This window comes from Streptomyces sp. NPDC049837 (assembly GCF_040674455.1).
Classification (GTDB): Bacteria; Actinomycetota; Actinomycetes; order Streptomycetales; family Streptomycetaceae; genus Streptomyces.
The window spans coordinates 213518-234081 of record NZ_JBFAMP010000004.1; the positions used below are offsets into that span (position 1 = coordinate 213518).

Annotated in this window: 17 protein-coding genes and 2 tRNA genes; 14 read left to right on the forward strand and 5 right to left on the reverse strand. The window is 70.9% G+C overall.

Going from position 1 to position 20564, the window contains the following annotated elements:
- Positions 1 to 3: 3 nt before the first annotated feature.
- Genes yidD through rpmH form a run of 3 tightly spaced genes read right to left on the reverse strand, consistent with a single transcriptional unit; the run spans position 4 to position 856 of the window.
- Positions 4 to 330 (reverse strand): membrane protein insertion efficiency factor YidD, encoded by a 327-nt coding sequence (gene yidD, locus AB0J57_RS12400; RefSeq protein WP_366128009.1) that lies wholly within the window; start codon positions 328 to 330, stop codon positions 4 to 6.
- Complete coding sequence (gene rnpA / locus AB0J57_RS12405) at positions 327 to 698, reverse strand: ribonuclease P protein component (RefSeq protein ID WP_366128010.1); 372 nt, start codon at positions 696 to 698, stop codon at positions 327 to 329. Before rnpA ends, yidD begins: the two co-directional genes overlap by 4 nt.
- Positions 699 to 718: 20 nt before the next feature.
- Entirely contained in the window at positions 719 to 856 is a 138-nt protein-coding gene (gene rpmH, locus AB0J57_RS12410) for a 50S ribosomal protein L34 (protein WP_018846094.1), read from the reverse strand.
- Positions 857 to 1215: 359 nt separating this feature from the next.
- Here rpmH and dnaA point away from each other — a divergent pair, with 359 nt between their 5' ends.
- The 12 genes from dnaA (at position 1216) to AB0J57_RS12470 (ending at position 16498) form a co-directional block, all read left to right on the forward strand.
- Positions 1216 to 2994 carry a chromosomal replication initiator protein DnaA gene (dnaA, locus tag AB0J57_RS12415; RefSeq protein WP_366128011.1) on the forward strand — a complete coding sequence of 593 codons (1779 nt, stop codon included), beginning with the start codon at positions 1216 to 1218 and terminating at the stop codon, positions 2992 to 2994.
- An 885-nt stretch (positions 2995 to 3879) separates the two neighbouring features.
- On the forward strand, positions 3880 to 5010 hold the full coding sequence (dnaN, locus tag AB0J57_RS12420) for a DNA polymerase III subunit beta (RefSeq protein ID WP_126884177.1): 1131 nt from the start codon (positions 3880 to 3882) through the stop codon (positions 5008 to 5010).
- 140 nt (positions 5011 to 5150) lie between these two features.
- Positions 5151 to 6029, forward strand: a complete 879-nt coding sequence (gene gnd / locus AB0J57_RS12425) for a phosphogluconate dehydrogenase (NAD(+)-dependent, decarboxylating) (protein WP_366128012.1) — start codon at positions 5151 to 5153, stop codon at positions 6027 to 6029.
- 67 nt (positions 6030 to 6096) lie between these two features.
- On the forward strand, positions 6097 to 7215 hold the full coding sequence (gene recF, locus AB0J57_RS12430; RefSeq protein WP_366128013.1) for a DNA replication/repair protein RecF: 1119 nt from the start codon (positions 6097 to 6099) through the stop codon (positions 7213 to 7215).
- A gap of 23 nt (positions 7216 to 7238) precedes the next feature.
- Positions 7239 to 7787, forward strand: coding sequence for a DciA family protein (locus tag AB0J57_RS12435; protein ID WP_366128506.1), 549 nt, complete (start codon positions 7239 to 7241; stop codon positions 7785 to 7787).
- Positions 7788 to 8362: 575 nt separating this feature from the next.
- Entirely contained in the window at positions 8363 to 10435 is a 2073-nt protein-coding gene (gene gyrB / locus AB0J57_RS12440) for a DNA topoisomerase (ATP-hydrolyzing) subunit B (protein ID WP_366128014.1), read from the forward strand.
- Positions 10436 to 10476: 41 nt separating this feature from the next.
- Complete coding sequence (gene gyrA, locus AB0J57_RS12445) at positions 10477 to 13206, forward strand: DNA gyrase subunit A (RefSeq protein WP_366128015.1); 2730 nt, start codon at positions 10477 to 10479, stop codon at positions 13204 to 13206.
- 3 nt (positions 13207 to 13209) lie between these two features.
- A complete protein-coding gene (locus tag AB0J57_RS12450) occupies positions 13210 to 13824 on the forward strand; it encodes a DUF3566 domain-containing protein (RefSeq protein ID WP_366128016.1) in 615 nt (204 codons plus the stop codon).
- Between the two features lie 70 nt (positions 13825 to 13894).
- Positions 13895 to 13968, forward strand: a tRNA-Ile gene (locus AB0J57_RS12455).
- A gap of 175 nt (positions 13969 to 14143) precedes the next feature.
- Entirely contained in the window at positions 14144 to 14278 is a 135-nt protein-coding gene (locus AB0J57_RS12460) for a DLW-39 family protein (protein ID WP_003958712.1), read from the forward strand.
- A gap of 367 nt (positions 14279 to 14645) precedes the next feature.
- On the forward strand, positions 14646 to 15029 hold the full coding sequence (locus AB0J57_RS12465) for a hypothetical protein (RefSeq protein WP_366128017.1): 384 nt from the start codon (positions 14646 to 14648) through the stop codon (positions 15027 to 15029).
- Positions 15029 to 16498 (forward strand): hypothetical protein, encoded by a 1470-nt coding sequence (locus AB0J57_RS12470; protein ID WP_366128507.1) that lies wholly within the window; start codon positions 15029 to 15031, stop codon positions 16496 to 16498. The genes AB0J57_RS12465 and AB0J57_RS12470 overlap by 1 nt, the downstream gene beginning before the upstream one ends.
- An 18-nt stretch (positions 16499 to 16516) precedes the next feature.
- Here the strand turns inward: AB0J57_RS12470 and AB0J57_RS12475 are convergent, their stop codons facing one another.
- Together AB0J57_RS12475 and AB0J57_RS12480 are read right to left on the reverse strand one after the other, a co-directional pair.
- Positions 16517 to 17977, reverse strand: coding sequence for a serine/threonine-protein kinase (locus AB0J57_RS12475; RefSeq protein WP_366128018.1), 1461 nt, complete (start codon positions 17975 to 17977; stop codon positions 16517 to 16519).
- Positions 17978 to 18035: 58 nt separating this feature from the next.
- On the reverse strand, positions 18036 to 18584 hold the full coding sequence (locus AB0J57_RS12480) for a DNA-binding protein (RefSeq protein WP_126889538.1): 549 nt from the start codon (positions 18582 to 18584) through the stop codon (positions 18036 to 18038).
- A gap of 151 nt (positions 18585 to 18735) precedes the next feature.
- Here AB0J57_RS12480 and AB0J57_RS12485 point away from each other — a divergent pair.
- A tRNA-Ala gene (locus tag AB0J57_RS12485) sits at positions 18736 to 18808 on the forward strand.
- 202 nt (positions 18809 to 19010) lie between these two features.
- Positions 19011 to 20546, forward strand: a complete 1536-nt coding sequence (locus AB0J57_RS12490; protein ID WP_366128019.1) for a hypothetical protein — start codon at positions 19011 to 19013, stop codon at positions 20544 to 20546.
- Positions 20547 to 20564: the final 18 nt, after the last annotated feature.

A 20564-nucleotide genomic window follows, 5' to 3' on the forward strand; every position in this document is an offset into this window, starting at 1 on the left:
TAATCAGGCTCCTTGAGCATTGGGCGAGGTCTCTGCGGCCGGGCTCGTCTCGGCGGAGTGCCCGCCCTTGCTACCGCGCAGGGCGTCGCGCAGCAGTTCGTGCCAGCGAGGACGCTTACGTGGAGGGACATGGTCCACACCGCCCGGCGACCACGGGTTGCACCGCAGAATGCGCCAGGCGGTCAGGGCGGTGCCCTTCACCGCGCCGTGCCGGTCGATGGCCGTGTAGCCGTAGTGGGAACACGACGGGTAGTACCGGCAGACGGGGCCGAGCAGCGGGCTGATCGTCCACTGGTAGAGCTTGATCAGAGCCAGCAGCGGGTACTTCATCGCGCGCCCCCTCCCAGCAACCGCTGAAGGGCGGCATCCAGGTCTCGGGCCATCTGGGCGTAGTCGGCGTCGCCCGCTCCGGGCAGCGCCCGTACTACCACCAGGCTACCGGGGGGCAGCGAAGGCAGCCGGTCGCGCATCAGGTGGCGAAGTCTGCGCTTCACCTGGTTACGCACGACCGCGCCGCCCACCGCCTTGCTGACGACGAAACCCGCACGTGTCGGGGGAGCGCTCTCCCCTGACGCGTGCGGGTCCGTTGCACCGCTTCTTAGGTGGACGACGAGGAGCGGGCGGCCGGCCCGGCGTCCTCGGCGTACCGCGGTCGCGAAGTCCTCGCGCCGCCTCAGCCGATTCTCGGTAGGCAGCACGTCATGACCTGTTTAAGCGATCAGGCGGACAGGTTGGCGCGACCCTTGCTGCGGCGGTTCGCCAGGATGGCGCGGCCGGCACGGGTGCGCATGCGCAGGCGGAAGCCGTGGGTCTTGGCACGACGACGGTTGTTCGGCTGGAAGGTGCGCTTGCTCACTCGGGGGCTCCAGAAATGATTCGTTGGTGGCGGGACATCGCCTGGCTGTCACCGTGCGCCCACGAGTAGCTCGCAATACGCCCGAGTGCACCGCTTCACGATCACTGACCGTGATCTTTGCCCATCGGAGGCAGGCGGCAGCAGCCATCGACAACTCGACCTGGTTACGGTACGCGCGGCTACGCCATCCGGTCAAACCGGCCCTGGGTCGTGGTCCACTATGCACAGGCTGTGGACAACAACTTGAACCACGCGAGCCGCCGCGACTACCGTGGCTGAACTCGGATTCCTTTCCTGCCTGTCCTTCCATCCCGTCCCGAGAACCACACATTCGTGGGACCTGTGAGAGAGCGTGCCTTGTGGCTGACGTACCTGCTGATCTTGCCGCAGTATGGCCACGAGTGCTCGAGCAGCTCCTCGGCGACGGCCAGCAGGGCATCGAGCCGAAGGACAAGCAGTGGATCGAGCGCTGCCAGCCGCTCGCCCTGGTGGCGGACACCGCGCTGCTCGCCGTCCCCAATGAGTGGGGCAAGCGCGTCCTGGAGGGCCGGCTCGCCCCGCTGATCAGCGACACGCTCAGCCGCGAGTGCGGCCGCCCCATCCGGATCGCGATCACCGTCGACGACTCCGCGGGCGACCCGCCCCCCGCCCCGCCCGCGCCCGGCCGGCAGCAGCAGCCCCAGCAGCCGCGCTACGACGAGCGGCCGCAGAGCGAGGCGTACGACAAGCCGTACGACAAGTACGACGGATACGGCGGCCACCGCCCCATGCCCGACGACGGGCTGCCGACCGTGCGCCCCGCCTACCCCGAGTACCAGCAGCAGCGCCCCGAGCCGGGCGCCTGGCCGCGCACCCAGGAGGACCTGTCCTGGCAGCAGCCGCGCCTCGGCGGCTTCCAGGAGCGCGACCCCTACGCGACGGCCCGCCCGCAGCAGCCGCACCACGACTACCGCGGCCCGCAGGCGTCCGACCCCTCCCCGTACGACCAGCAGCGCGGCGACCGGCGCGACCTGCCCGACGCACCGGGGCAGCAGCGTCCCGGCGGTACCGGGAGCGCCGCGAACGGCACCGGCACGGCGGCCGCGGGTGGCCGGCCCGGTGAGCCGCACGCGCGGCTGAACCCCAAGTACCTGTTCGACACCTTCGTCATCGGCTCGTCCAACCGGTTCGCGCACGCGGCCGCCGTCGCGGTCGCGGAGGCGCCGGCGAAGGCGTACAACCCGCTCTTCATCTACGGGGAGTCGGGGCTCGGCAAGACGCACCTGCTGCACGCGATCGGGCACTACGCGCGCAGCCTCTACCCCGGCACGCGCGTGCGGTACGTGAGCTCGGAGGAGTTCACCAACGAGTTCATCAACTCCATCCGCGACGGCAAGGGCGACACCTTCCGCAAGCGCTACCGCGATGTGGACATCCTGCTCGTCGACGACATCCAGTTCCTGGCGAGCAAGGAGTCGACGCAGGAGGAGTTCTTCCACACCTTCAATACGCTCCACAACGCCAACAAGCAGATCGTGCTGTCCTCGGACCGGCCGCCCAAGCAGTTGATGACGCTGGAGGACCGGCTGCGCAACCGCTTCGAGTGGGGCCTGACCACCGATGTGCAGCCGCCGGAGCTGGAGACGCGGATCGCGATCCTCCGTAAGAAGGCGGTGCAGGAGCAGCTCAACGCCCCGCCGGAGGTCCTGGAGTTCATCGCCTCCCGCATCTCGCGCAACATCCGCGAGCTGGAGGGCGCTCTGATCCGGGTGACGGCGTTCGCCAGCCTCAACCGGCAGCCGGTCGACCTGGTGCTGACCGAGGGCGTGCTGAAGGACCTGATCCCGGGCGGTGAGGACGCCGCCCCGGAGATCACGGCGGGCGCCATCATGGCGGCCACCGCCGACTACTTCGGGCTGACGGTCGAGGACCTGTGCGGCTCGTCGCGCAGCCGGGTGCTGGTGACGGCCCGCCAGATCGCGATGTACCTGTGCCGGGAGCTGACGGACCTGTCACTGCCGAAGATCGGCGCCCAGTTCGGCGGGCGCGACCATACGACGGTGATGCACGCCGACCGGAAGATCCGGGCGCTGATGGCGGAGCGGCGCTCCATCTACAACCAGGTCACCGAGCTCACGAACCGCATCAAGAACGGCTGACGCGGGCCGCGCGAGGGCACGCAAGGGCTCTGAGGGCGTCCTGGGACACGGTCCCGGGGCGCCCTTCGGCGTTGCTGGGACACGGTCCCGGGGCGCCCTTCGGCGTTGCTGGGACACGGTCCCGGGGCGCCCTTCGGCGTTGTCCACACCCTGTGCCCGGCCGGCGATGTTCGAATAGTTCGGTGGGTCACCGGGTTCTCCACAGATCTGGGGGCGATCTCCGATCCACAGCCTGGGGACTGCCGAGTTGTCCAGATCGTGTCCACAGGGTGGGGTGTGGAGAGGACATCCCTGCAGGTCATCGGCTTGTGGAATTGTGGCCGAGCACGCTCCACAGGCTGTGGACGGATCCGTCGTCCACAGGGCGTGATCACGGTTGTCCACCGGCGGCCCACAGGCACCGGTCCATGGTCCACAGCTTCTCCACACCGCTGTCCACTGTTCGGCAACGAAACGCCCGGGCTCACCGCGCCGAGTGAAAGCGGTCACACCAAGGTGGTCGGTTGGCCTGTGGGGAAGCTGGGTAAAACTGGGGACGGCGCTGGGGAGAAGTCGCCCTGTGCTGTGCATCGGGTGTGCAGAACTTTCCCGCGTCCACAGGCAGGGGTGGTTGTCCACCGGTCCCGCCCACAGGCGCGGTGGACAAAAAACGTGCTGTGACCTGGGTGGATGGCGTTATCCACGGTTTCCACAGGCCCTACTACTACTCCCACTCAGAGTTACCGGGGAATTCGCTTCGAAGCGGGGCCTGTGCACAACTCGGCCCGGGAGCGCCCGGCGCCTCTCGTCACGACTTGACCCCGAGCCGCACCGACTGTCGGTGGCGTGCGTCAGACTGGTTCCCGCAGTCGACGAAAGAGCCAGCAACAGCAGGAGGCGGTTCCGGTGAAGATCCGGGTGGAGCGCGATGTACTCGCGGAGGCGGTGGCCTGGGTGGCCCGTAGCCTTCCGGCCCGTCCGCCGGCGCCCGTACTCGCGGGCCTTCTGCTGAAGGCCGAGGACGGCGCGCTCAGCTTCTCCAGCTTCGACTACGAGGTCTCCGCGCGGGTCTCGGTCGAGGCCGAGGTGGAGGAGGACGGCACGGTCCTCGTCTCCGGCCGCCTCCTCGCCGACATCTGCCGCGCCCTCCCCAACCGGCCTGTGGAGATTTCCACAGACGGTGTACGGGCGACCGTGGTCTGCGGCTCCTCCCGCTTCACCCTCCACACCATGCCTGTGGAGGAGTACCCGGCGCTGCCGGAGATGCCGACCGCGACCGGCACCGTCCCCGGTGAGGTCTTCGCCTCCGCCGCCGCCCAGGTCGCCATCGCGGCCGGCCGCGACGACACGCTGCCCGTCCTCACCGGCGTACGCATCGAGATCGAGGGCGACACGGTCACGCTGGCGTCCACCGACCGTTACCGCTTCGCGGTCCGTGAGTTCCTGTGGAAGCCGGAGTCCCCGGACGCCTCGGCGGTCGCCCTGGTGCCCGCGAAGACGCTGCTGGACACCGCCAAGGCCCTGACGAGCGGCGACACGGTCACGCTGGCGCTGTCGGGCTCGGGCAAGGGAGAGGGCCTGATCGGTTTCGAGGGCGCGGGGCGGCGTACGACCACCCGGCTGCTGGAGGGCGACCTCCCGAAGTACCGGACACTTTTCCCCACCGAGTTCAACTCGGTCGCGGTGATCGAGACGGCGCCGTTCGTCGAGGCCGTCAAGCGCGTGGCGCTGGTGGCCGAGCGGAACACGCCGGTCCGGCTGAGCTTCGAGCAGGGCGTGCTCATCCTGGAGGCCGGTTCCAGCGACGACGCACAGGCTGTGGAGCGTGTGGACGCGCAGCTCGAGGGCGACGACATCTCGATCGCCTTCAACCCGACGTTCCTGCTGGACGGCCTGAGCGCGATCGACTCCCCGGTCGCCCAGCTCTCCTTCACCACCTCCACCAAGCCCGCGCTGCTGAGCGGCAAGCCGGCCGTGGACGCGGAGGCGGACGAGGCCTACAAGTACCTGATCATGCCGGTGCGGCTGAGCGGCTGAGCACGCCGCCGGGGACGGCGCGCCTGAGTGGCTGATCAAGCGCCTGATGAGCGCCTGACCCCACAGGTGTGCGCCCGCGTCCGGGCGTAGGCTCGGACGCGGGTACGAACTCTCCGCACACAACGATTGAGGAATCTCTGATGGAGCTCGGTCTCGTCGGTCTCGGCAAGATGGGCGGCAACATGCGCGAGCGCATCCGCCGCGCGGGTCACACCGTCATCGGATACGACCGCAACCCTGACCTCGCCGATGTCCACAGCCTCGAAGAGCTTGTGGGCAAGCTCAAGGGCCCGCGCGTCGTGTGGGTCATGGTCCCGGCCGGTGCCGCGACCCAGTCCACGATCGACGAGCTGGCCGAGCTGCTCTCCCCCGGCGACGTCGTCGTCGACGGCGGCAACTCCCGCTGGACGGACGACGAGAAGCACGCCGCCGAGCTGGGCGAGAAGGGCATCGGCTTCGTCGACTGCGGCGTCTCAGGCGGTGTGTGGGGCCTGGAGAACGGCTACGCGCTGATGTACGGCGGCGACGCCGAGAACGTGGCGAAGGTCCAGCCGATCTTCGACGCGCTGAAGCCGGAGGGCGAGTTCGGCTCCGTCCACGCGGGCAAGGTCGGCGCCGGCCACTTCGCGAAGATGGTCCACAACGGCATCGAGTACGCCATGATGCAGGCCTACGCCGAGGGCTGGGAGCTGCTGGAGAAGGTCGACTCCGTCACCGACGTACGCGAGGTCTTCCGCTCCTGGCAGGAGGGCACGGTCATCCGTTCCTGGCTGCTGGACCTGGCGGTCAACGCGCTGGACGAGGACGAGCACCTCGACCGACTGCGGGGTTACGCACAGGACTCCGGCGAGGGCCGGTGGACCGTGGAGGCCGCCATCGACAACGCGGTTCCGCTGCCGGCGATCACCGCGTCGCTGTTCGCGCGGTTCGCGTCCCGGCAGGACGACTCGCCGCAGATGAAGATGATCGCCGCGCTGCGCAACCAGTTCGGTGGCCACGCGGTCGAGTCCAAGAAGTAGAACAAAGGCATCCACAGGCTGTGCACGAAGGTGCACGGCCCATGCCGGGGGAAGGTCGGCGCACACCATGCACGTCACGCATCTGTCGCTGGCCGACTTCCGCTCGTACGCCCGGGTCGAGGTCCCTCTCGATCCGGGCGTCAGCGTCTTCGTGGGCGCCAACGGACAGGGCAAGACGAACCTGGTCGAGGCGGTCGGGTACCTGGCGACGCTCGGCAGCCACCGGGTGTCGTCCGACGCCCCCCTGGTGCGGATGGGCGCCGAGCGGGCGATCATCCGGGCGGCGGTGCGGCAGGGCGAGCGGTCACAGCTCGTCGAGCTGGAGCTCAACCCGGGACGGGCGAACCGGGCCCGTATCAACAGGTCGTCGCAGGTCAGGCCGCGTGATGTGCTGGGGATCGTCCGGACGGTGCTGTTCGCGCCGGAGGACCTGGCCCTGGTGAAGGGCGATCCGGGGGAGCGGCGGCGCTTCCTGGACGAGCTGATCACCGCGCGGTCGCCCCGGATGGCGGGCGTGCGGTCGGACTACGACCGGGTGCTGCGGCAGCGGAACACGCTGCTCAAATCCGCCGCCATGGCGCGGCGGCACGGCGGCCGCTCCATGGACCTGTCCACGCTGGACGTCTGGGACCAGCACCTCGCCCGGGCCGGCGCGGAGCTGCTGGCGCAGCGCCTCGACCTGGTCGCGACGCTCCAGCCGCTGGCGGACAAGGCGTACGAGCAGTTGGCACCGGGCGGCGGGCCGGTGGCGCTGGAGTACACGGGCGCCGTGCCCGGGGCGCACGGCCGCGAGGCCCTGTACGAGGGGCTGCTCGCCGCGCTGGCGGAGGTGCGCAAGCAGGAGATCGAGCGGGGCGTCACGCTGGTGGGCCCCCACCGCGACGACCTGGTGCTCAAGCTGGGCGAGCTGCCCGCGAAGGGGTACGCCAGCCACGGCGAGTCCTGGTCGTACGCGCTGGCGCTGCGGCTGGCCTCGTACGACCTGCTCCGCTCCGAGGGCAACGAGCCCGTGCTCGTGCTCGACGACGTCTTCGCGGAGCTGGACGCCCGGCGCCGCGAGCGGCTGGCGGAGCTGGTCGCGCCGGGCGAGCAGGTGCTGGTGACGGCGGCGGTCGACGACGATGTGCCGGGTGTGCTGGCGGGGACGCGGTACGTGGTGTCGGAGGGGTCGGTGGAGCGGCTGTGACGGACGCACGTCTTCCGGAACCGTTGGTGCCTGGACCTGCGGTGCCCGAGCCTTCGGTGCCTGAGCCGTCCGGTGTGGACCTGGCGCGGGTCGCGCTGCGCGCGGCCAAGGAGCAGGCGAAGGCGCGGGGCGCGGCGGCGCAGCAGAAGAAGCAGGCCCGGCGGGGCGGCGGGCTGCGCTCGGGCGCGCGCGCGGACGGGCGCGACCCGCTGCCGCTGGGCGCCGCGATCAACCGGCTGATCACCGAGCGCGGGTGGGAGACCCCGGCGGCCGTGGGCGGCGTGATGGGGCGCTGGCCGCAGATCGTGGGCGAGGACCTGGCCAAGCACTGCGTGCCGCTGCGCTACGACGAGGACCCGGAGGAGCGGGTGCTCACGGTGCAGTGCGACTCGACCGCGTGGGCCACGCAGTTGCGCCTGCTGGCGCCGCGGCTGGTGGCGCGGCTGAACGAGGACCTGGGGCAGGGAACGGTCCGGCTGATCAAGGTGCTGGGCCCGGGCGCGCCCCGGCGGGGGTACGGCGGTCCGCTGCGGGCACCGGGGAGTACGGGGCCGGGCGACACGTACGGCTGACGCGGGGTTTTCCGGGGCGGGCCGGGGCACGGGTGCGCTGCGCGCGCGGTCGGTCTTGGGCGGGGTACGGGGGGCTCCCCGCCCCGCCCCTTCCCGAAACCGGGGGCCCCGCCCCGGGCCCCCTGACAGGGGGGAGCGTTCACGTGGGGGGCTGACGCCCCCGCACCCCTGGGACGCGGCAGCTTCGCGCCGCGCGGGGTCCCCGGGCACCCCGGCGCCGCGCGGGCCCCGGGCCCCCGGAGCCCCGGAGGCGGCCCACCGGACCGGGCCCGCCGGGGCACCCCCCGCCCCTCGCACCCGCTGCGCACAGGCGGGCCGACCGGGGGGTCGGGTGAGGTGGCCGTCACGTTGCTGGAGGTTGACAGGCCGAAGCGCTGAGTGGCGGTGTGAGGCTCTTGAAGCCCCTTCCCGGATATGGGGAGTCGGTCGGCGCCGGTTCAGGGCGGCACATGCGGACTCAGGCACCGGCAAGCCCCCATTAATGTCAGTGCTACCGGTAGACTGGTAGGTAATCCCGCCCACTGCGGAACATGTCGAACGACGCAGCCGCTCCCGCATGCCCGGAGAGACGGCTTGTGCTGTGCCAGAAAGGGCGCTTCGTGGCCGATTCCGGCAACCCCAACGAGAACATTCCGTCCACTGCTGCCGGCGAGAACGGCGAGGTCACCGCCTCGTACGACGCCAGCGCGATCACCGTCCTCGAGGGTCTGGACGCGGTCCGCAAGCGGCCCGGCATGTACATCGGGTCGACCGGCGAACGTGGACTTCACCACCTGGTGTACGAGGTCGTCGACAACTCCGTCGACGAGGCCCTGGCCGGGCACGCCGACACCATCGACGTCACCATCCTCGCGGACGGCGGCGTCAAGGTCGTGGACAACGGACGCGGTATCCCCGTCGACATCCACCCCGTCGAGAAGAAGCCGGCCGTCGAGGTCGTGCTCACCGTCCTGCACGCGGGCGGCAAGTTCGGCGGCGGCGGCTACGCCGTCTCCGGTGGTCTGCACGGCGTCGGTGTGTCCGTCGTCAACGCCCTGTCGTCCCGGGTCTCCGTCGAGATCAAGCGCGACGGGTACCGCTGGACCCAGGACTACAAGCTCGGTGTGCCCACCGCCCCGCTCGCCAAGCACGAGGCGGTCGAGGACTCCGGTACGTCGGTGACCTTCTGGGCCGACGGGGACATCTTCGAGACGACCGAGTACTCCTTCGAGACGCTGTCGCGCCGCTTCCAGGAGATGGCGTTCCTCAACAAGGGCCTGCGCATCTCGCTGACCGACGAGCGCGAGTCGGCGAAGGCGACCATGAACGCCGACGACCCCGACGCCGCCGAGACGGCCGTTGAGGCGCCGGCGCGGACCGTCTCGTACCACTACGAAGGCGGCATCGTCGACTTCGTCAAGTACCTCAACTCGCGCAAGGGCGAGCTCATCCACCCCACGGTCATCTCGGTCGAGTCCGAGGACAAGGAGCGGATGCTCTCGGTCGAGATCGCGATGCAGTGGAACTCGCAGTACACGGAGGGCGTGTACTCCTTCGCGAACACGATCCACACCCACGAGGGCGGTACGCACGAAGAGGGCTTCCGCGCCGCGCTCACGGGCCTGGTGAACCGGTACGCGCGCGACAAGAAGCTGCTGCGTGAGAAGGACGACAACCTCACGGGTGAGGACATCCGCGAGGGTCTGACGGCGATCATCTCCGTCAAGCTCGGCGAGCCCCAGTTCGAGGGTCAGACCAAGACCAAGCTGGGCAACACCGAGGCCAAGACCTTCGTCCAGAAGGTCGCGCACGAGCACCTCAGCGACTGGCTCGACCGCAATCCGAACGAGGCCGCGGACATCGTGCGCAAGGCGATCCAGGCCGCCACGGCGCGCGTCGCCGCCCGCAAGGCGCGCGACCTGACCCGCCGCAAGGGGCTGCTGGAGTCGGCCTCCCTGCCCGGCAAGCTGTCGGACTGCCAGTCCAACGACCCGGCCAAGTGCGAGATCTTCATCGTCGAGGGTGACTCCGCCGGTGGTAGCGCGAAGTCCGGCCGTAACCCGGAGTTCCAGGCCATCCTGCCCATCCGAGGCAAGATCCTGAACGTCGAGAAGGCGCGGATCGACAAGATCCTCCAGAACACCGAGGTCCAGGCGCTGATCTCCGCCTTCGGCACCGGTGTGCACGAGGACTTCGACATCGAGAAGCTCCGCTATCACAAGATCATCCTGATGGCGGACGCCGACGTCGACGGCCAGCACATCAACACCCTGCTGCTCACCTTCCTCTTCCGCTTCATGCGGCCGCTGGTCGAGGCCGGGCACGTCTACCTGTCCCGCCCGCCGCTGTACAAGATCAAGTGGGGCCGGGAGGACTTCGAGTACGCGTACTCGGACCGCGAGCGCGACGCGCTCGTCGAGCTCGGCAAGCAGAACGGCAAGCGCATCCGCGAGGACTCCATCCAGCGCTTCAAGGGTCTGGGCGAGATGAACGCCGAGGAGCTGCGCATCACCACCATGGACCAGGACCACCGGGTGCTCGGCCAGGTCACGCTGGACGACGCTGCCCAGGCCGACGACCTGTTCTCGGTGCTGATGGGCGAGGACGTGGAGGCGCGGCGCTCGTTCATCCAGCGCAACGCCAAGGACGTCCGCTTCCTCGACATCTGAGTCGGTCCGAGCTGACCGTACGAAAGGACTGAAGACCAGCAATGGCCGACGAGAACACCCCTGACACTCCCGACGCTCCCGACACCCCTTCCACCCCGGTCGCCGTGACGCCCGAGGAGGAGCCCTCCGTCCCCGGTGTGGGCCTCCGGGTGGAGCCCGTCGGGCTCGAGACCGAGATGCAGCGCTCGTACCTCGACTACGCGATGTCCGTCATCGTGTCGCGTGCGCTGCCCGACGTCCGGGACGGCCTCAAGCCCGTCCACCGCCGTGTGCTGTACGCGATGTACGACGGCGGGTACCGGCCCGAGAAGGGCTTCTACAAGTGCGCCCGCGTCGTCGGCGACGTCATGGGTACGTACCACCCGCACGGCGACACCTCCATCTACGACGCGCTGGTCCGCCTGGCCCAGCCGTGGTCGATGCGTATGCCGCTGGTGGACTCCAACGGAAACTTCGGCTCCCCGGGCAACGACCCGGCCGCCGCCATGCGCTACACCGAGTGCAAGATGGCGCCGCTGTCCATGGAGATGCTCCGGGACATCGACGAGGAGACCGTCGACTTCCAGGACAACTACGACGGCCGCAACCAGGAGCCGACGGTCCTGCCGTCCCGGTTCCCGAACCTGCTGGTCAACGGCTCGGCCGGCATCGCGGTCGGCATGGCGACCAACATCCCGCCGCACAACCTGCGCGAGGTCGCGGCCGGTGCCCAGTGGGCGCTGGAGCACCCCGAGGCCACCCACGAGGAGCTCCTGGACGCGCTGATCGAGCGCATCAAGGGCCCCGACTTCCCGACCGGCGCCCTCGTCGTCGGCCGCAAGGGCATCGAGGAGGCGTACCGCACCGGGCGCGGCTCCATCACGATGCGCGCGGTCGTCGAGGTCGAGGAGATCCAGAACCGCCAGTGCCTGGTGGTCACGGAGCTGCCCTACCAGGTCAACCCGGACAACCTCGCCCAGAAGATCGCCGACCTCGTGAAGGACGGCAAGATCGGCGGCATCGCGGACGTCCGTGACGAGACGTCGTCGCGCACCGGTCAGCGGCTCGTCATCGTCCTCAAGCGGGACGCGGTCGCCAAGGTCGTCCTCAACAACCTCTACAAGCACACCGACCTCCAGACGAACTTCGGCGCCAACATGCTGGCGCTCGTCGACGGCGTGCCGCGCACGCTCTCGCTGGACGCGTTCATCCGCCACTGGGTGACGCACCAGATCGAGGTCATCGTCCGGCGTACGAAGTTCCGCCTGCGCAAGGCGGAGGAGCGGGCGCACATCCTGCGCGGTCTGCTCAAGGCGCTGGACGCGATCGACGAGGTCATCGCGCTGATCCGGCGCAGCGACACGGTCGAGGTGGCGCGCGAGGGCCTGATGGGCCTGCTCCAGATCGACGAGATCCAGGCCAACGCCATCCTGGAGATGCAGCTCCGCCGCTTGGCCGCCCTGGAGCGCCAGAAGATCGTCGCCGAGCACGACGAGCTCCAGGCCAAGATCAACGAGTACAACGAGATCCTGGCCTCCGAGTCCCGTCAGCGCCAGATCGTCAGCGAGGAGCTCGCCGCGCTCGTCGAGAAGTTCGGCGACGACCGCCGCTCCAAGCTGGTGCCCTTCGACGGTGACATGTCCATCGAGGACCTGATCGCCGAGGAGGACATCGTCGTCACGATCACGCGTGGCGGCTATGTGAAGCGTACGAAGACGGACGACTACCGCTCGCAGAAGCGCGGCGGCAAGGGCGTACGCGGGACGAAGCTGAAGGAAGACGACATCGTCGACCACTTCTTCGTCTCGACCACGCACCACTGGCTGCTGTTCTTCACCAACAAGGGCCGGGTCTACCGGGCCAAGGCGTACGAGCTGCCGGACGCCGGGCGGGACGCGCGCGGCCAGCACGTCGCCAACCTGCTGGCCTTCCAGCCGGATGAGCAGATCGCCGAGATCCTCGCGATCCGCGACTACGAGGCCGCGCCCTACCTGGTGCTCGCCACCAAGGCCGGCCTGGTGAAGAAGACGCCCCTGAAGGACTACGACTCCCCCCGCTCGGGCGGCGTCATCGCGATCAACCTCCGCGAGACGGCGGACGGCAGCGACGACGAGCTGATCGGCGCCGAGCTGGTGTCGGCGGAGGACGATCTGCTGCTCATCAGCAAGAAGGCGCAATCGATCCGATTCACCGCGACGGACGAAGCGCTGCGCCCGATGGGCCGTGCGACCTCGGGCGTCAAGGGCATGAGCTTCCGCGAAGGCGACGAGCTGCTCTCGATGAATGTGGTCCGGCCCGGTACGTTCGTGTTCACCGCGACGGACGGCGGGTACGCGAAGCGGACCGCCGTCGACGAGTACCGCGTCCAGGGTCGTGGCGGCCTCGGCATCAAGGCTGCCAAGATCGTGGAGGACCGTGGCTCGCTCGTCGGCGCGCTGGTGGTCGAGGAGACGGACGAGATCCTCGCCATCACGCTGTCCGGTGGTGTGATTCGTACGCGAGTCAACGAAGTCAGGGAGACGGGCCGTGACACCATGGGCGTCCAACTGATCAACCTGGGCAAGCGCGATGCCGTCGTCGGCATCGCTCGCAACGCCGAGGCCGGTCGCGAGGCCGAAGAGGTCGAAGGGGCCGATGGGATCGACGGGCCCGACGACATCGACGGGACCGACGTGACCGATGTGACGGACGTGACCGCAGAGGTCGGAGACACCGAGGCTGCCGCCGAAAGCGGTGCCGCGGCCGGGACAGTCGAGGGCACGGAGCCCTCGGCCGGGGAGCACGAGGAGTAAAGCGTGAGTAAGGCCACGGGCGCCGGATCGGCCGCTTCCGGAACGAACGGTGCCCGTGGCCCTGCCACGGACTCCCAGGGGGTTACGGTGACGACGTACGACGACGGCCCACTGCCCGCCGAGCGGCCCGCATCGGGGCAGCAGACGGGCCAGCCGTACCACCCGCCGCAGGCGTACGCCACCCAGGGCGGCGGCACCTCGGGCGGCACGGTGCGCCGGCCGCGTACGGGGGCGAAGACGACGCCCCGTACGCGCAAGGCACGACTGCGGGTGGCCAAGGCCGACCCGTGGTCGGTGATGAAGGTCAGCTTCCTGCTCTCCATCGCGCTGGGCATCTGCACGGTGGTGGCGGCCGCGGTGCTGTGGATGGTCATGGACGCGATGGGCGTCTTCTCGACCGTCGGCGGCACGATCAGCGAGGCCACCGGCTCCAACGAGAGCAATGGCTTCGACCTCCAGGCGTTCCTGTCGCTGCCGCGCGTCCTGATCTTCACCTCGGTGATCGCGGTCATCGACGTGGTCCTGGCCACGGCTCTCGCGACGCTGGGTGCCTTCATCTACAACCTGTCGGCCGGGTTCGTGGGCGGTGTCGAGCTCACGCTGGCCGAGGACGAATAGCGGATTTGGGTACTCGCCGCTCCGTGCGCTAATCTTCAGAGGTCAGCGCGGGCGGCGAGCCCGGCGCGGAGGGGCTATAGCTCAGTTGGTTAGAGCGCATCCCTGATAAGGATGAGGCCACAGGTTCAAATCCTGTTAGCCCCACAGCGACGATCGGCCCGGCCGGAGATTCTCTCCGCCGGGCCGATCGCTTTTTTGCGGCCGATCGCCCGGTGCGGGGAGTCAGTTGGGCGGGATGTAGGTCACCGATCGGTATCGGTCGGTGTGTATAGTCGGGCGCCAGAAGGTCTCCTACGTCAACGAAAGACGAGGTCGCGCGGTGAAGAAGCTTCTCCTGGTCGCACTGGCCGCCATCGGCGGGCTCCTCGTGTACCGCCAGATCCAGGCGGATCGCGCCGAGCAGGATCTGTGGACGGAGGCGACCGACTCCGTGCCCGCAGGTTCCGGTGTGTGAGACACCAAGCACGCAGTCTGCGTACGGGCCCCGGCCGCTGGAAGAGCGGCCGGGGCCCTTTGCTGTCCGGCCGCTGTCCGGCCCGCTGTCCCGCCCGCCGGCCGGTCGGGGGGTGTGTCCCACTGTTGCCGTACCGTGACAGAGAGTCCCTTGAGTTCACCTCCGCAAATCACTAGCTTGCGAGAGCAAAGCTGAGCGATCTCGGCCAGTGATCTTGGTCAGGGGGGCGTCGAGTGAGACGACGTGCGTGGGGGGCGGGCGTTCTGCTGGGCCTCTTCGCCGGAACGCTGCCGGCCACGGGGCCGTCGGGCGCGGTGGCGCGGGAGCCTGGGGATGGGTGTACACGGGCCGGCCCGCCCTGCTGAGGATGGGCACGGAGCCGGTCGCCTGGACCAACCGGTACGAGAACCATCCCAACGTCATCCCCGTCCACAGCAAGGGCGACTTCTACATCGCGGTGACGCTCGGCGCGGAGGCCGCCGAAATCGCCCGCCACGCACGCGTGGGGGTCGTTTTGCGGGTGGCCGTCCTGGGCGACGAGGTGGCCGGTCCACAGCACGGTGCGCCCGCCGTGGAGAAGCGGCATGATTCGGCCGGGCGCGCAGACAGTGACGGGACGGTCGGGGCAGGATGGACCGGCCCTGTGGTCGCCGCGGCGGTGGGCGGCGCGGTCGTCCTGATCGCGGGCGCCGTGCTCGTACTGGTGCGGCGCAGGGCGGCGGCCATGGAGAGGACGAGGAGAAGCGCGTGATGAGGCGGAGGGGCGGCGGCAGGGCCGGCCGGGCGGTGTCGGCCGCGTCGGCGGTACTGGCGGCGGTGTGCGCGACGGCGGTACTGCCGGGCCACCAGGCGTGGGCGGCCCAGGTTCAGGCTCAGGACGGCGGTGGCGTCCGGGCGGACGCGTCCCCGGAGGGGGTCGTACGTGCCGCCGGTGCCGCCGGGAAGGCGGCGGGGCCGTCCGGTGGGTACGTCTTCGCGGACGGCATCAAGGAGATCCGTGGCGCGGCGACCACGAGCGACGCGCCCCAACTCGCCGCGGGCGCCGCGTACAAGGACGCCATCAAGGGCGGCGCCAAGCTCATCTACCGCGTGGACCTGGACGCGAAGACGAACGCGTACGTCTCGGCCGTCGTCGTGCCGAAGCCCGGCACCCAGGTCGGCACCTTCGACGGCCTGAAGGTGTCCCTCCAGGACCGGAACGGCTACGACTGCAGTTCCAACGAGGCCCGTTTCGGTTCGGCCGAATTCCCCCGGCCCATCGCGGCCTACGCACACCGGACGATGGAGCGGGACAGCAGTTCCTGCCAGGAGGCAGGCGCGTACTACGTCGTCGTCGAGCGCAGCAGCAAGGCCACCTCCACTCCCGAGGCGTGGGAGCTGGAGATCCGGCACGAGCTGGAGCCCAGGCTGAAGACGGAGGGCCCGACCGCGGCCCCCGAGAACTGGCCCAGCGCATCGCCCCCGGCACCGGCCGGCGGGCCCCGGGAGCGGTCCGGTGGTGCGGGCTTCTTCGACGCGACCGGCCTCACGGAGGGCGAGTGGACGGACCGGATCGAGCCCGGTCAGTCGCTCTTCTACCGGGTACCGGTGGACTGGGGCCAGCAGATCTTCGCCAGCGCCGACCTCGGGAGCTCCTCCGGGCGGGGCTTCGTGGGCGGCGCACTGGACATGACGCTGTTCAACCCGATGCAGGGCGTGGTGACGAGCGCCAACTCGGTCTCGTACGACGGCGAGCAGAAGTCCGCCGACCTCGAACCGCTGCCCCCGGTGAAGTACGAGAACCGTTTCGACTCCAGCTCCCGGTTCGAGAACATGCGTTTCGCGGGCTGGTACTACCTGAGGGTCAGCCTGAGCCCGAAGGTCGGGGAGGAGTTCGGGAAGAAGCCGTACGGGCTGACGCTGCGGATCAACGTGAAGGGCACGCCCAAGGCGGCGCCGGCGTACGACGGGCCGGCCGGCATCTTCGCCGTCACGGAGGCGGACCAGGACGCGGCGGCGAACGGCCGGAGCGGCCCGGAGGCGGAGAAGAGCGGCACGATGCAACTGGTCGCCGCGGCCGGTATCGGGGCCGGGACGGTCCTCGTGCTCGGGCTGGTCGCCTGGACGCTGCTGGCGCGGCGGCGCGCGGCCGCGGCCGATGGCCGGGCCGGGCCGGCCGCGGCTGCCGGGGACGCGGGGGACACCGGGCCGACGCAGTACGGGCCGCCCACGGCCTGGTGAGCGCGGTGGCGGGCGGGCTCAGACCTGGGTGAGCGCCCAGAACCCGACCGCGAAGCAGACCAGGGCCACGATCAGCACCGGGACCGTCACCTTCGGGGGCGGTCCCGGTCGCTTCCGCGCGGCCGGGCTGACCTGCGCCCCGGCGGCCTGGGCGGGAACGTGCGGGGCGTGGCCGGTGTACTGACGCGTGGGGACGGACGCGGACGCGTACGGCACGGCGGTGGTCCGGGCGTGGGGCAAGTCCGGCGCGGCGGCGTGATGAGGGGCGGCCGTGTGGGCGTGGGCCGGGGCGGCGACGGGCGTGGCGGGCGTGACCGGCGTGGCGGGCGCGGGGGTCACCGCGGGGGGTGCGGGGGCTTCGAGCGGTGCGGCCGCGGGCTGGGCCGGCGGCGTCGGCTGCGCGTGCGGCTGGGGCAGCGGTGCCTGCGGCTGGGGCTGCGACTGTGGTTGCGGTGCCTGCTGCTGGGGCTGCGGGGTGGGGGGCTGCGGTGGTGGGGCCAGGTGGAAGCTGCCCGTCTCCGACGGGGCCGGCGGCTGACGGTCGTCCGGCACGGACGGCTGGGCGGGGGTGGTCTGTGCGGGGGTCCGGGCGGACGGTGGCACCGGGCCCTCGGGGCCGAAACCGGCCGGGAGCGGCCCGATCTGGTCGAAGACCTCCACCGGCTCCTCGTCGGCCGCAGGGGCCGGCAGCAGCTCGGCCGCGGACGTCAGCGCCTTGCGCGCACCCGTGGCCGTGCGGAACCGGGCCGCCGGATCGGGCTGCAACAGGCCCGCGAGGACCTGCCACAGCGGCTCCGGAATGCCTTGCGGGGCACCGGGCGTGCCGTGCGCCGCGAAGTACTCGATCAGGGCCTGCGAGTCGGGCTTCTGACCCTGCAACAGGTAGAGGGCGACCAGGCCGACCGCGAACAGGTCGGCCGGGAAGTCCGGCTCCGCGCCCATCATCTGCTCGGGCGCGAAGTAACCGGGCGTGCCCACCACATAGTTGGTCTCGGTCAGCCGGGGCTCGCCCTTGCGCATGGAGATGCCGAAGTCCGACAGCCGCAGATGCGGCCGCCCGGTCCCCGTCGCCTCCAGCAGGATGTTGGCCGGCTTGATGTCGCGGTGCACGACCCCCTCCGCGTGCACCGCGGCCAGTCCGGACAGGAGCTGGTCGAGCAGGGCGCAGACGAACCGGGGTGGCAGCGGGCCGTAGTCGCCGATGACGTGCGCCAGCGACCCGCCGGTCACCAGGTCCATGGTGAACAGGACCTTGTCGTCGTCCGCGGCCCAACTGGCCGGGGCGAGGACGTGCGGGTGGTCGATCCTCAGCGCCTGCTCGCGGACGAAGCGCAGCAGCGTGTGCGCGTCGCTCTGCTGAAGGACCTTGGCCGCCACGTACCGGCGCCGGCGGTGGTCCCAGGCACGCCAGACGGCGCCGACACCACCACGTCCGATCGGGTCGATCAGCTCGTACCGACCAGCGAAGACCTCACCCATTGCGCTGCGCCCGCTCCCGGTTCCCTGTTCGGCTGCCCTGCTCGGCGTCCTGCTTCGGTCAGCTCTGGTGCGACTCGTAGTGCGCGACCGCGTCCGCGGTGCGCCCGGCGCCGTACACCCGGAGGAACTCTGCCAGTTCGGGGTGGGTCGGGGCGAGGGAATCGGCGGCGTCGATGATGTCACCGGCGGCCGCGACCGAGCGCAGCAGCGACTGGATCTCGCGGACGACCCGGCGCACGGTCGGCGCACCGGAGCTGGCCGTCGTCTGGCTGGTGCCCGTGAGGACCGAGCCGCCCTGGGACTTCTTGATCTCGTCCATCCGGTCGGTGGCCTCGACCGCGCTGACGCTGCCGTCGGCGACCTGCCCGGCCAGCTCCTGAAGGGCCTGGACGCGCTGGACCACGGCCGGGTTGCCGATCTTGGCCCGCTGGCCGCTCATCAACTGGGACAGCATCGGAGCAGACAGCCCGAGCACCGCGGCGAGACGGGCCTGGTTCAGGCCCAGATCGTCAATGAGCCTACGGAAGAGCGCCCCCAACGGCTCCCCGTACCAACTGCGCTGAAGCTCTCTGGCTCTGGCGGTGGCTTCCTGCTGTGCTGCGTCCATTGCGTCTCCCCATCGCTTCGGTTCGCTGCTGCGAACCTCGTCCAGCATCTTACGGAGAGTGGTCGCCGACCGGGAGTCCCAAACCTTTTGCGGGGCACCCCCGGGCACCCGGTACTCTGGTCTGCGGCACGCGCCGCTCGGCGGCCGTCCCGGGGCCTTAGCTCAGTTGGTAGAGCGCTGTCTTTGCATGGCAGATGTCAGGGGTTCGACTCCCCTAGGCTCCACTTCTCACATGCCCCTCGACCTGTGGAAACACGGTCGGGGGGCATTGTCGTGGGGTGGCGCGGCGGCGGCCCCTTGTCCGCCATCGCGGTGCACTCCCGCACGGACAGCGCAATAGCCGGGCCCTCGGCTTTCCGGCCCCTCGTGCCTGACGGACGCTGGCCGAAGTCCGGGCACACCCGAGGACCGGAAGGGACCCCCTGGATGGCGGTCAGGCGTATCACCCGTACCAGAACACTCATCCTCTCCGCCGGAGCCCTGCTCCTGCTGGCCCACGCGGGCGGCTGGCCGTTGGCCTCCCGGCCTCCGCAGGCGGCCGCCGACGGAGTGGGGCGTTCGGCACTCGTCCTGACGGTCACCGTCAACAAGAAGGCCCCGCGGCGGGCGGAACGCATCGGCATCCGGGTCGGCCACCCGGTGGTCAAGCGGTACCGGCTGACCAACCGCTCGGGCGCCGACCTGCACCGCGTCACGCTCACCGACCCGTCCGTACCGAGGAACGCGCTGCGCTGCCCGCGCGGGCAGGGTTTCTGGATGCGCGGGCTGAGTTCCGTCACCTGTACGGCACGCTTCAGCGCCGCACCGGGACGGCACACCGCCACCGCCCGCGCCCGCGCCGAGATCCCCTCGCTCGGCCTGCGCCCCACAGCGTCCGCCCGGGCCGGCTACCAGGGCGTGGCCGGCGCCCTCGCGCTCGCCGTCACCGTCCGCGATGCCGTGGCGCCCCGCGCGGTCGTCCGGTACACGATCACGAACCCGGGCAACCGCACGGTGCACGGCGCGCGGCTCGTCGACCCGGGCCTGGGCGGGCCCCCCGTCGACTGCGCGGGCCGCCCGGGGCCGCCGCAGGCGCTCGGGCCCGGCGCTGTCGCGGTGTGCGTCGCGCGGCTGAACGGCCTCCGGCCCGGTACGTACCGCAGCGCCCCCGAAGTACGCGGGAGCGACCGGCTGTTCACGCTTGGCCCGTCGTGCGGGCGGCTCGTCCCGCCCCCGGCGCTGGTCGCGCGGGCGGCCGCCCCGTTCGTGGTGCGCCCGCGCCCGGCACCCCCGCCCCCGCCCCCGAGGGCGGTGCCGCCGCCGGGTGGAGGGCCGGGCGGGGTGAGCGGCGGCGTTGCTGGTGGTGCGGGTGGTGCCGGAGGCGGGGTTGGTGGTGCGGGAGGTGGCGCTGGTGGTGCCGGGGGTGGGGTCGGTGGCGCCGGTGGTGCTGGTGGAGGCGGTGCCGGGGGTGCCGGAGGTGCTGTCGCGGGTGCGGGTGCTGCGGGGGCTGCCGGTGCCGGTGCCGGTGGTGCCGGTGCGCCCGCTGGTGCCGCCGCCGGTGCCGCTGCCGCCGGTCTCCTGGCCGCGCCCGGCGCCCTCGGCGCGCCCGGCGCCGGCGCGGGAGCCGCTGCCGGAGCCGCCGGAGCCGCCGGTGCGGGCGCGGCGGGCGCCGGGCTCGCCGCTCCGCCCGGCGGCCTCGCGCCCGGGCTCGTGCCGGGAACCGGCACGGGCACCGGCACAGGAACAGGCACCGGAACCGGAACCGGGACAGGCACCGCCACCGGCGCCTCGTCGGGCGTCGGGGCCAGGCCGCCTGCCGGACGGCGCGACTCCCGGACCGCCGACAGCCCCGAGCGCCGGGGCCTGACCGCGCGGGCGGAGGGGACGTACCGGCGGGACGACTCGGTCAGCCCGGTCGTGTTCCTGCTGCTGCTCTTCCTGCCGGCGGCCGCCCTCGTCGTGCTGGCGAGCCGTCGCCTGTGACCGGAAAGTGACCGGAGA